Below are 11,382 nucleotides of genomic sequence, written 5' to 3'. Positions count from 1 at the left end.
GTCCGCGTCCGTGTCCGTGTCCGGGGCCAAAGCCGCCAGGGCCGGCGGAACATCGGCCTCTCCGCGAACCCGCCAGATCCGCTCCGCCGAGCCGGCGGGCGCCCTGGACGGGACCGCGGTGGATCGGCCCGTGGTCATCGCGCGCCCTCGCCGTCCGCGCCGAGTTCGGACAACAACGCCGCCCGCTGCTCCGCCAGGACGGGCGGCGCGGCGGCGTAGACATGGTCGAACATCTCCGTCGGGGCGACCCGCGCGTCGTCGGCCACGCCGGCCCGCACCTGGGCGGCGAGCGTCTCCGCCCGCGCCGCGACGGCCGCCTCGGCCGCGTCGCCGAGCAGGCCGCGCCCGCGCAGGTACGCCCGCAGGCGCTCGATCGGGTCGCGCACCCGCCACATCGCCACCTCGTCGTCGTCCCGGTAGCGGCCGGGGTCGTCCGAGCTGGTGTGCGGTCCCATCCGGTAGGTGTGCGCCTCGACCAGCATCGGCCCGAGGCCGGCCCGGGCGTGGCCCACGGCCTCGGTCAGCACCGCCAGGACGGCCACGGCGTCGTTGCCGTCGACCTGCTCGGCGCGTACCCCGTAGCCGACGCCCTTGTAGGCCAGCGACGGCGCCGCGCTCTGCCGGGAGAGGGGGACGCTGATCGCGTAGCGGTTGTTCTGCACCAGGAAGACCACCGGAGCGCGGAACACCGCGGCGAAGTTCAGCGCCTCGTGGAAGTCTCCCTCGCTGGTCGCACCGTCGCCGAGCAGGACGAGCGCGACCTCGTCCGTGCCCTTCCAGCGGGCCGCGACGGCGAGGCCGGTGCCGTGCGGTGCCTGCGTCGCCAGCGGTGTGCTCATCGGCGCGCACCGATGGGCGAGGGGGTCGTAGCCGCAGTGCCGGTGGCCACGGACCGGGGCCAGCACCTCCAGCGGGTCGACGCCCCGGGACAGCAGCGCGCCGCTGTCCCGGTAGGTCGGGAACAGCCAGTCGCCCGGGCGCAGCGCCAGCGCCGCGCCGGCCTGGCACGCCTCCTGGCCCGAGGACGACGGGAACGCCGCGATCCGGCCCTGCCTGGCCAGCGCCGTGGCCTGGGTGTCGAAACGGCGGACCAGCGCCATGGCCTCGTACGCCCGGACCGTCAGCTCGTCCGACGGCGGCCGGTAGCCGCCGTGCTCGTCGACCGGCTCGCCGGCGGGGTCCAGGAAACGAATCGGCGACGGCGAGGGGAGCAGCCCGGCGACGAGTTGGCCGAGCCCGCCGGTGGCCTCGGTGGTCATGCCGACAGCCGCCCGTTGACGCCGCTGAGGTGGTCGACGCCGCTGAGGTGGTCGTCGACGGCCGCCCGGGGGGCGGGCAGGGCCTTTGCCGCCTCCAGCCGGCAGCGGCCCGTGTTCCCCAGCCGGAACAGCGACTCGACGACCGGCGCGGTCCCGTTGCCCTGGGCCGCGCCCGCGCCGAGGGCGTCCCGTACCGCGCCGAGGTCGGCGACGACGTCGGCGAGCAGGTCGGCCAGCGGGGAGGCGTTGGCCTCGACGATCTCCGTCCACAGGTCGGCGTTCGCCCCGGCGATCCGGGTGAAGTCCATCAGGCCGGGACCGGCGAGGCGGGCGAGGTCCTCCGGCATCGTCGCCAGCCGGGCCGCGAAGGCGCTGGCCACGATGTGCGGCAGGTGGCTGAGCAGGCCGAGCGCGAAGTCGTGCGTGCGCGGGTCGAGCCGCGCGACCCAGGCGCCGCAGCCGATGGCCACGAGGCTCGCGTGCCGCTGGGCGAGCCGGGACGTCACCGCCGACGGGGTGATGACCCAGGGCCGGTTGGTGAACAGGTCCGCCACGGCCCACTCAGGACCGCCGCGCTCGCGGCCGGCCACCGGGTGGGCGCCGCAGATCCGGGACATGTCCGCGCCCAGCCGCTCGGCGTCGGTCAGCGGCTCGACCTTCACCGACGCCGTGTCGCTGAAGGTCGCCCCGGGGAGCAGGCGCTGCCAGGCGACGAGCGTCTGGCCGACGTCGCGCGGGGGGACGGCGATCACGACATGGTCGACGGCCTGTCCGGCGCTCGCCGCGAGGTCGCCGGCTCTCGCCGTCAGCTCGTCCGCCGCCGGGTCGTCCGCTGCGCCTGCCTGGCGCGGCCCGACGACGCCGGCCTGGCGGGGGTCCGGGAACGGCCAGGCCCGGCCGGCGCCGCGGCGCGCCGCCACGGCCGTCTGGGCCGGGTTCCGGTCGTAGAGCAGGACGTCGGTCCCGTGCCGGCTCAGCGCCATGCCGACCGACGTGCCGATCAGGCCGGTCCCGACCACCAGGACCCGCAGGCCCGCGAGGTCGGCGAGGTCGGCGGTGTCCACGAGGTCGGCCGCGGACGCGGGAGCCGCGGAGGCGGGAGCCGTGGGGACCGGGGCGGTGGGGACGGGGGACGCGGTGTCCGGGCCTGGCGCCGTCACCACAGTGAGATCAACCAGGCGCGCATGCATGGTCATCGCTGAACCGCTCTTTCGTCGCTGTCTGGTCTGCCTGACGGTCCCGGACCGGCGGTCGACGGATCCGCCGGCCGCGGGCCGGAGTCCATGGCGGGTGTGTCGAAGGAGTGGGGGGTGGCCGGGCGGGTCGGCCCGGCGAGGCTGCTCACCGGGCCGGCCACCGCCCCGTCCGAAGGGTTGGGGCGGATGCCGCCCGCGGCCTCGAGGGCGTCGAGCTCGGCCGCGAACAGGTCGGCCAGGCGTGTGTGGCCGGGCACCGAGGCGTCCGTCGAGAAGCCGACGCGCACCTGCCTGTCCAGCCCGCTGAGCAGGACCGCGAGGCGTTGGCCGGCGGGGACCGGCGGCACGGGGACGGCGTCGACGACCGGCCGGCCGAGGATCTCGAACGGGCCGGTCAGGCCGGCCGGGTTGGACGCGGTCAGCGCGAAGCCACGGGTGGCGATCCCGGTGGACAGCGCCGCGGTCCGCAAGGGCGCCGGGACCGTCCAGAGGAAGAGGCGCTCCGCGACGCCCGGGGCCCCGTGCCGCTTGAGCCGGATGGTCTGCCGACGGATCGCGTCGACCCGCCCGCGCATCGACGCCTCGCCGTAGGGCAGCGCGATCCGCACGGTGGTCAGATAGTTGCTCACCACGTCCCGCTGGGGCGCCAGGCGGGTGCTGACCGGCATCGCGGCGTGTATCGCGCCGCGGCCGCCCGCCGCCCGGCGCGGCCGGCCGGTTTCCGGGGGACACCAGGCCCGCAGGGCGCCGGCGAGTGCGGCGAGGAAGATGTCGTTCACGGTCGCTCCGTACGCCCGGCCGATCGCCCGCAGCCTGGCGAGGTCGATCTCCAGCCACGCGTGGCGGGTCCGCCCGGTCGGAGCCGCGGCGAGCGGGCCGATCGCGGTCGTGCTGGCGAGCCAGCCGAGCGAGTGCGCGGCCGCCCTGCCGACCGCCAGGAGGCTGTGACGGCGCCTGTCCGGCAACGGGCGGGGAGGTTCCCGCCGCGCCTCCTGGCCGGGCGGGCCGAACAGTTTCCCCAGCACCAGGTCCAGCGCGGCGCCGTCCATCCGGGCATGGCTGCCGCGGAAGAGCACGGCGAAGCCGTCGGGGCGGTCGCCGTGGAGCAGCCAGAGCTGCCACGGCGGGGCGTCCATCGAGATCTCGATGGTGGACAGCCGCTCGATCGCCTCGCGCAGCCCGGCGAGTCCCGAGCCGGCCGGCACCCTGCATTCCTGGACGTGCCGCGCCGGGTCGAAGGCGGTGTCGGCTGTCCAGACCAGGCGGCCCCACCCCGCCGGGGCGACCCGGTGCGTCAGTGGCGGAAAGGCGCGGGCCCGGTCCGCGACGAGGTCTCGTAGCTCCTGGATGTCCGGCGCCGGGCCGTGACCGACCAGCAGGTTCCCGACCGCGAGCCGCGTCCGTGGATACGCCCGCTGGTATCCAAGTGTGATCTTGTCGACGGCGGTGAGTGCTCGCCCGTCCGCGTGGCCGTCGGCGCTTGCCGCGGCCCGCCCGCGCGTTTCCGTCTCGCCGCTCGCCCTTGTCATCGCGGACCGCTCCGGATAACGCCGACGGTTCGCCGCGCGATTTTCACGACTGGCTCCCTTGGCTGGGCTGGAAACGGTTTGCATCCGGCATGCTGGGGCGGGGTGCAGACCCGTGCGGCGATGCCGGCCGTAAACCGAACGACGAGGATGAATATAGGTGCGTCGCGGCCCGAGCACCCGGGAAAGCCCTGGTACGCGGGCCCCGGGGTTTCCCGGGCTCGCCTAGGGGCGGGCTCCCAGGCTGCCTGGGAGAGGTTCGGCGCGACTGGCGGCCTGACCTGCGGAAATGTCATTGCCGGCGGCCCGCGACGGAGCTGGGAAGGCTGGCGCCCAGGTGTTGGCAACCCTGGGTTGAAGACAGATACTGGACAGCGCGTGCAGGCGGGCGGGGAGGGTGATGTCGGCGACGCGACAGCACGGGTACTGTTTTACGACTACCTATGGCGGGAGGCCGAGGTGTAATAGCGCCGTGAGCGCGGACTCCGCCGGAGATTGGCGAGGGTAAGGGTTCCGGACCGGCCACCGGTCCGCGGTCACGGGCCGAGCCTTGTCGGCCGAGTGCCGATGATCGTGAATGGTGCATGGAAACGGGCGCCCGGCGGGCCGGCCGAGAGCTATTCCCGGGAGGCCGCGGGAATGCTTCCAGACGCGCCGTCAATCCGCTGGAAGGCTTGCCCAGTCCGGGGCCGCCCGCCACCGCGGCCCGCACCGGTCAGGCGTCGAGGCAGGCGAGTACCGCGAGGGCGCGCCGGTGGTCGTCCCGTTCCGGGGGCAGGCCCACTGTCGGCACAGCCCGAAGGGATCTTCTGGGCCCCGCGGGTTTACCGGATCCGCACCACCTCGCGGCTGCCTGTTGGTGCGTCAGTAGGCTGCTGGCGCAGTACAGCCCATACAGGGCGTTACGGTCACGCGTGGTTACCGGCCTCGGCCGGCCGAGGTGGAGAACCCTCCCACGCGGGGCAGGCCTGGCGCCGGCGTAGGGCCTGCGTCGCGAGACGGGGGTCGGGATGCGCTCTGAATCCACGGCTGGCTCTGAGTCCATGGGTGGCTCTGAATCCGATGGTGGCGCGGAATCTCTTGAAGGCGCGCACGGGGGTGGCCGGCCGCTGAGCCGGATGGACCGGTACATGCTCGACTTCCAACGGGCCTATCCCACCCGTCCGGTCAGCGTCAGCAGTTACCTGCTGCGGCTGGCCGGGTCGCCGGATCTCGACCAGGTGCGGGCCGCGGTTCTCGACCGCGTCCGGGCGTTCCCCGCGCTCACGGAGCGGCTGGTGGAGCGCCGTGGCCGCGCGCCGCGCTGGGAGCCCGGCGGGGTGATCGACGTCACCCGTCACGTGCGGGAGTACCCGCTGCCGGCGGGTGCGACCGAGAACGACGCGCGGGCGGAGGCCGTGCGGCTGTCGGGGGTGGTGACGCCGCTGGACGGGCCGGCCTGGGAGGTCGGCCTGCTCACCAGCCCCGGCACGGGCGACGTCCACATCATCTTCCGAGCCAGCCACGTCTGGGTGGACGGGCTCTCGCAGAACCGGGTGTTGACGTACCTGTTCGGCGACGAGGCCACCGCGATGGCCGGCCCGGCCTGGATACGGCCCGGGAAGCTCACGCCCGGCATGCTTGTGTCGGCCGCGCGACGCCAGGCCGCCAGCTGGGCCGGGCCGTCCGGTGGGCTCGCGGCGCTCACCGGCCCGGGCGGCGGTCGCCCCAGTGTGGGCTGGGCGTCCATCGGGGTCGACCGGCTGCGCGCGGTCGGCCAGGCCTACGGGGCTTCGGTCAACGACGTCTACCTGGTCACGGTGGGTGGGGCGCTCGCGGCCTGGTCGTCGCCGGTTGGCCAGTCGCCGGTGCGGGCGGTGCTCTCGGTCAGTGCCCGGCGCACAGCCGAGCGCTCGATACTCGGCAATGCCTTCGTGGCGACCCGGGTGGCGCTGCCCCTGGAGCTCGCTTCTCCGGCCGAGCGCTTCGAGCAGGTGCGCCGCCAGACTGCTCCCTACAAGGGGGGCTCGAGCGCGAGCCTCGGCGAGCGCTTCTGGTCCGACCGGGTACCCAGCCGGCTCGGGCGCCGGACCATCGGGGGCGGCCAGGAGCTCCGCACGGCCGCGGTGAACACGACGAACCTGGGGCCGATCCCCGGGCCGCTGGCGGTGGCGGGAGCTCCGGTCATCACGGCGTTGCCGGTGCCGGCCGTACGGGAAGGGCGCCGGCAGGTGGTCATCACGCTCGGTGGCCTCGGGCGGACGGTCACGGCCGGCTTCACCGTGCCGGCGCCGGGCGGCGAGGAGCTGGCCGAGCTGTGGCTGGCCGAGATCGAGGGCCTGGAACGCGCGGCCGGGATCGTCCCGGTGATGGACGAGGCCGTGGTCACGCTGGCCGCGGGTCCCGCGCCGCGCTGATCCCAGGGGGTGGGCCGGGCGTGTCCTCTCGGCCCAAATGCCTGTCCTCGCGCGTCCCGACCTGAGGCAGGCAAACGACGCATGTCACGATGGCGCCTGGCCGGACAGCAGGGCTGAGCACACGATGCCGCAGGCCAGGGAGGAGACACGGACGTGGTGATCGAGGCCATGCCGCACACGGCCGCCGAGACAACCCAGGTAGTCAGGTTCCGCGCGGGCGCGCAGTACGCGCTGCTCGCCGGCCCGCTGTTGACGATGCTCGACTCCAGCATCGTCAACGTCGCGGTCGAACCGATCGCCCGGCAGACGGACACGTCGCTGCCGACGGTGCAGTGGATCGTCAGCGGCTACCTGCTGGCCCTCGGCACAGGGCTCGTGCTCACCTCCTACCTGTCGCGGCGCTTCGGCACCATCCCCACCTACACCGCGTTCCTCGCCGCCTTCACCGGCGCGTCGGCGCTGTGCGGGGCGGCGCCGGGCGTGGGCGTGCTCATCGCCGCGCGGGTGCTGCAGGGCCTCGCGGGCGCGCCGCTCGTGCCGCTGGCGATGTCGATGCTGCTCGGCGGGTCCGGCGGGTCGAGGCGCATGTCGCCGGCCGCCGGCGTTCTGCTCTTCCTCGGCCCGGCGCTCGGCCCGAGCGTCGGCGGCATGCTGCTCGGCGCGATCGGCGGCGGCGAGGGCTGGCGGGCCATCTTCCTGATCAACGTGCCTATCGGGCTGCTGGCCGTCGCCGCGGCCCGGCGGCTGCCCGCGAACCTCGGGCCGCCGGCCCAGCCAACGGCCCGGCCCGACCTCGCCGGCCTCGGCCTGCTCGCGGTCGGGCTCGTCGCTGTGTTCTACGGCGTCGACCGGATCACCCGAGGCGCGTTGACGCCGCCCGCGACCTGGGGGCCGATCGTCGTCGGCGTGGCCGTGCTCGCCGTATACGCGGTCCGGTCCGGCCGGGTCCCGTACCCGGCGCTAGACCTGTCGATCCTGCGCCAGGGGTCGGTGGCGCTGGCCTTCACGCTGTGCGGGGCGGCGTCGGTCGCGGCCTGGTCGATCGTGTTCGTGGTCCCGATCTTCCTGGAGTCGGGCCAGGGCCATTCGGCGTTCATAACCGGTGTGGCCCTGCTGCCGCAGGGGATCGTGACCGGCGTCGGCACGCTCGCCGGTGCGGGCGCCGCCGCCCGGATCGGGGTACGCCCCACGGTCCTCGGCGGGTTCGCCCTGCTGGTCGCCTCCAGCGCGGGCCTGTTCGCGATCGGCGCGGAAACCCCGCTGTGGCTCACCGGGCTGATCCTCACCCTCCGCGCGGCGGCGGTCGGGCTGGTCATCACACCGCTGGTCCTGGTGGCGACCGAACCGCTGCGGCCCGAGCAGCAGGCGGATGCGAACACCGCCTTCAACGTCGTCCAGCGGGTTCTCGGCTCGTTCGGGATCGGGGTCGTCGCGACCCTGTTCACCCATCGCAGCGCCCACGCCGGGCAGGTGCCCGCCCTGCACACCGTCGCCATCGCGATCACCGTCCTGGCCGCCGCGGCGGCGATCGCGGCCCTGTTCCTCCCGGAGGCCCACACGGAGGACCTGCTGGCAGTGGGCAGGCAGGGCGACGGCGGGTAGCCCGGAACCTGGCTCGGCGGACCCCTCGGTGCCGATACCCAGGGCCGCTGGGAAGGAGCGAGCGGTGGAATTCTCCTGGCCTGAATTCGCGAGGAACGAAACCATCAATGGGGAGCGCTCGTGGACGGCGGCATTCGACAGCTACGACCAGTACCGCGAACTCTGCTATTACCTGGTCAAGATATTCGACGGTGACCGGCCGGTGGGCGAAGTCAGAGCCGAGGTGGGGACCGAGTTCGCCGGCGACGACTGGACCACGCCGGCCTTCGAAAGCGAGTTGCGAGAGCGGATAGCGCAGGTCGCCGCTGCCCGCCTCGAGTTGTAGGGTGTGTGGACATGTCTGACGCCCAGCTCTCTGTGCGCGAGTTCGTCGCCGCTACCTCGAAGGCCTATCCGTGCTTGACCGTTGAAGCCGATCAGTGGCACGAGGTCGGCTACTTCTTCGACCCGATCGAGAACGTCTACGCCTACTACTCGATCGACCGCAAGGATCCACAGGAGCTTGTCGAACGCTTCTCCAGCGCCGAGGCGTTGCTCGCCGCGCGAGGTGCGGACGAAAGGGTTGCCTCCTGGGTCGGCTCGTTCCGGCTCTGCGCGGAATTCGGCGAGCGCTTCGTCTACTATCCCGCATCCCGGATGCTACAGCGATTTCCGGTCGCCGCCTCGACCGCGATGACAGCCGAGGAGGGCCTGTCGAAACTCGAAGGACGCCCTCTTTCGTGGCTGCGCGAGCAAGTTGCCTGATCTTCAAGGGATCGTTGGCCGCCGTGCGGCGGGCTCGGCCCACGGAACGCCGGCTCGTAAAGCACCGGCAGTTCCACAGCAGCGCGCCGGAACGTAGCTAGTCGCTGGTTGGTCAGGTTGGGGCGGCTAGTGGGTGGGAGTGGCTCACGTGGTCAAGTAGCGCTGCCAGTTCTGGTGGGGGTGGGGTGGTCGACCAGCGGTGCCAGTACAGCCGCAGACGTGCCCAGGGCAGAGCCAGCCGCGGACCTGCCGCGGGTTTTCTTCGGACGGTTGCCTTTCGCCGTTGGCCCTGTCGGCGGTCGCGGGTGTGGCCGCACGGGCGGCGGCCTTGTTCTTCCTGTCTTCGGCGGGAAGTACGCCCTCTTCCTCGTTCGTATTGGTGTCGACCTGATATGTTCGGCCGGCGGGACTCGTCCAGATGAAGACGCCCGGTTCGGGCTGATTCAGCGTCCAACCACCGCGGTGTTTGGCGGCATGGTGGTGGTGACAGAGCAGGCCGCGGTTGTCGAGCGCGATGCGGCCGACGTCGGCGGGGACCGGGCCGTACCCGACGAGTTCGCCGGGATGTCGTGGAGGCCGGCGAGCGTTCCGGCGGCGGCGATGACCTGGATCTCGACCTTCACCCAGTTCGCGTCGGTTGCCCAGCAGCAGCTGCCTTGCCTTCGCGGAAATGTCGAGCGAGCAGGAGAATGCGATCTCACGTCGTCGGCCGGCCGCCGATGCACTCCGAAAGGAGTGTCGGCTTCCCGGTTCCTGAGCCCCTGCCGCGCCGCGTCCGATGAATCGGCGCCTGTTCCGTTCCTACTCGGCCGGTTGCGCCGTGTCGTACTGGAGCCGGGACGTCGCGATGTAGTCCCGGTGCTGGTGGGCCCAGTAGATGAGGGCGTGTACCGGGGCGCGGAGGGTCTCGCCGACCGGGGTGAGCATGTAGTCGACCCGGGGCGGCGAGCTCGGAGTGACGGCGCGGTGCACCAGGCCGTCGCGTTCCAGGCTCCGCAGGGTCACCGTGAGCATCCGCTGCGAGATGCCGTCGATGGCGTGGTGCAGTGCGGAGTACCGCTTCGGCCCGCTGCCGAGCAGGTTCATGACCAGGACGCTCCACTTGTCGCCGACCCGGTCGAGGACGTCGCGTAGCTGGCACGTGGGGTGCCCTTCGTCGACCGGCTCGCGCACCTGAATGTGCGGTACGTAGCTGAAAGTGCCGTCTTCCGCCATACCCGGATCCTCGAACAGACTGTGCCCGCGAACAAGAAGTAACCAACGCACAGAAGGTAGGGGATCCGTGGATGTCGATCTGACCGCGCCGCCCGTGCGCGCCGGCGACCGGCCGGTGACCACGGGGCTGGAGATCCCGCACGACCAGCTCGACCAGTTCTCGCCGCCGGAGATCCGGGCCCGCCTGATCGAGGTGGCGCGGGCGCTGCCCGGCGTGTTCACCGGGCCGAGTCAGGTGTCCGTCGCCGCTCTGCGGGCGTCATGGCGCCATGCGGCCACCCCGTTGGCCACCTCGGCAACCTACCAGCCTCGGTAGGGAGATCTCCATGCGTGCTGTGGCCTTTGCGCACTTCGGCGCGGCGCCGGCCGTCGTCGACCTGCCGATACCCGAGCCGGCGCCCGGCGAGGTGCTCGTCCGGGTGCGGGCATCGTCGATCAACGGCTTCGACCTCGGCGTGCTCGGTGGCTTTCTCAAGGGTGTGTACGACTACGACTTCCCGGTGGTGCTCGGTAAGGATTTCGCCGGCGTGGTGGCCGCCGTCGGCACCGAGGTGACCACCGTGCAGGCGGGCGACGAGGTGTTCGGCGTGGTGATGCGGCCGACCCTCGGGCAGGGCGGCCTCGCCGAATACCTGACGGTAGGTGAGCAGTACGGCCTGGCGCCGATTCCCGAGGGTCTCGACGGTGTCCGGGCGGCCGCGCTCGCCCTGGCCGGCACCGCCGCGCTGAACGCGGTCGACGCGGTCGCCCCGGGGCCTGGGGACACCGTTCTCGTCTCGGGCGCGACCGGCGGCGTGGGCGCATTCGCGGTGCAGCTCGCCGCGGCGCGCGGGGCCACGGTCATCGCCACGGGCAGGCCGGGACCCGAAGCCGCGTTCGTCACCGGACTGGGCGCCGCCTGGGCTGTCGACCATGCCGATCTCGTCGCCCAGACCCGCGCGCTCGCGTCGCGGGGCGTGCAGGCCGCCCTGCACCTGGCTGGCGACGGCGCCCTGGTGGCGGGCTTGACCGCCGTGGGCGGGCGGTTCGCCTCCACGACGCACTTCACACCGGAGGACCACGCCGCACGGGATCTCAAAGTAACCACCGTGATGGCTGACCCCTCCGCGGCCACCCTTACCAGCCTTGCCACGCAGGTTGTCTCCGGGCGGCTGCGGGTACCGGTGGCCAGGATCTACCCGCTCGCCGAAGCCACCAGAGCCATCACCGACTTCACAGTCGGCAAGCTCGTCGTCACGGTCGAGGAGTCTCCGGCTCGGAGCTGATCGGGGACTACATCGCCCCGACCCTCACCGAGGCGGCCGCGCGAACCGGGCGGCCGGTGGCGCGGGCCCTTGTCGTACCTGAACGTCGATCGTCAAGAAGCGGATCGCGGGGAGGACGTACCTCTACGCCACGACGTCCGCCCGGGTCGACGGGCAGCCCCGGATCGTAGACCAGGTCT

General features: G+C 73.0%; 10 protein-coding genes. 6 read left to right on the top strand and 4 right to left on the bottom strand.

The genetic code is table 11. The features are described from left to right. Positions 1-134: 134 nt before the first annotated feature. From pdhA to BCD48_RS44570, 3 genes are read right to left on the bottom strand one after another with little or no spacing between them, the layout of a single operon-like run. Positions 135-1,259, bottom strand: a complete 1,125-nt coding sequence (gene pdhA / locus BCD48_RS44580; protein ID WP_071054888.1) for a pyruvate dehydrogenase (acetyl-transferring) E1 component subunit alpha — start codon at positions 1,257-1,259, stop codon at positions 135-137. Then, positions 1,256-2,455: a prephenate dehydrogenase/arogenate dehydrogenase family protein gene (locus tag BCD48_RS44575; RefSeq protein WP_131804245.1), complete on the bottom strand. Its 1,200-nt coding sequence runs from the start codon at positions 2,453-2,455 to the stop codon at positions 1,256-1,258. Before BCD48_RS44575 ends, pdhA begins: the two co-directional genes overlap by 4 nt. Next, a complete protein-coding gene (locus BCD48_RS44570; RefSeq protein WP_071054884.1) occupies positions 2,452-3,984 on the bottom strand; it encodes a wax ester/triacylglycerol synthase domain-containing protein in 1,533 nt (510 codons plus the stop codon). Before BCD48_RS44570 ends, BCD48_RS44575 begins: the two co-directional genes overlap by 4 nt. A gap of 1,127 nt (positions 3,985-5,111) precedes the next feature. Here BCD48_RS44570 and BCD48_RS44565 point away from each other — a divergent pair. From BCD48_RS44565 to BCD48_RS44550, 4 genes are all read left to right on the top strand, one after another. Continuing rightward, entirely contained in the window at positions 5,112-6,377 is a 1,266-nt protein-coding gene (locus BCD48_RS44565) for a wax ester/triacylglycerol synthase family O-acyltransferase (protein ID WP_241842469.1), read from the top strand. A 153-nt stretch (positions 6,378-6,530) separates the two neighbouring features. After that, positions 6,531-7,979, top strand: a complete 1,449-nt coding sequence (locus tag BCD48_RS44560; RefSeq protein ID WP_083420167.1) for an MFS transporter — start codon at positions 6,531-6,533, stop codon at positions 7,977-7,979. A gap of 64 nt (positions 7,980-8,043) precedes the next feature. After that, on the top strand, positions 8,044-8,304 hold the full coding sequence (locus tag BCD48_RS44555) for a hypothetical protein (RefSeq protein WP_071054878.1): 261 nt from the start codon (positions 8,044-8,046) through the stop codon (positions 8,302-8,304). An 11-nt stretch (positions 8,305-8,315) separates the two neighbouring features. Next, a complete protein-coding gene (locus BCD48_RS44550) occupies positions 8,316-8,723 on the top strand; it encodes a hypothetical protein (protein WP_071054957.1) in 408 nt (135 codons plus the stop codon). An 801-nt stretch (positions 8,724-9,524) separates the two neighbouring features. On the opposite strand, the gene BCD48_RS44540 is transcribed toward BCD48_RS44550, so the two are convergent. Further along, the gene (locus BCD48_RS44540) at positions 9,525-9,938 is read right to left on the bottom strand and encodes a winged helix-turn-helix transcriptional regulator (RefSeq protein WP_071054874.1); all 414 of its coding nucleotides are present in this window, start codon (positions 9,936-9,938) and stop codon (positions 9,525-9,527) included. A 67-nt stretch (positions 9,939-10,005) separates the two neighbouring features. Here BCD48_RS44540 and BCD48_RS44535 point away from each other — a divergent pair, with 67 nt between their 5' ends. Both BCD48_RS44535 and BCD48_RS44530 read left to right on the top strand, forming a co-directional pair. Beyond that, positions 10,006-10,254: a hypothetical protein gene (locus tag BCD48_RS44535; RefSeq protein ID WP_071054872.1), complete on the top strand. Its 249-nt coding sequence runs from the start codon at positions 10,006-10,008 to the stop codon at positions 10,252-10,254. Between the two features lie 10 nt (positions 10,255-10,264). Beyond that, positions 10,265-11,203: an NADP-dependent oxidoreductase gene (locus tag BCD48_RS44530; protein ID WP_071054870.1), complete on the top strand. Its 939-nt coding sequence runs from the start codon at positions 10,265-10,267 to the stop codon at positions 11,201-11,203. Positions 11,204-11,382: the final 179 nt, after the last annotated feature.

It is taken from the genome of Pseudofrankia coriaricola (assembly GCF_001854805.1).
Taxonomy (GTDB): Bacteria; Actinomycetota; Actinomycetes; order Frankiales; family Frankiaceae; genus Pseudofrankia.
This window is presented reverse-complemented; position numbering and strand designations above follow the sequence as displayed.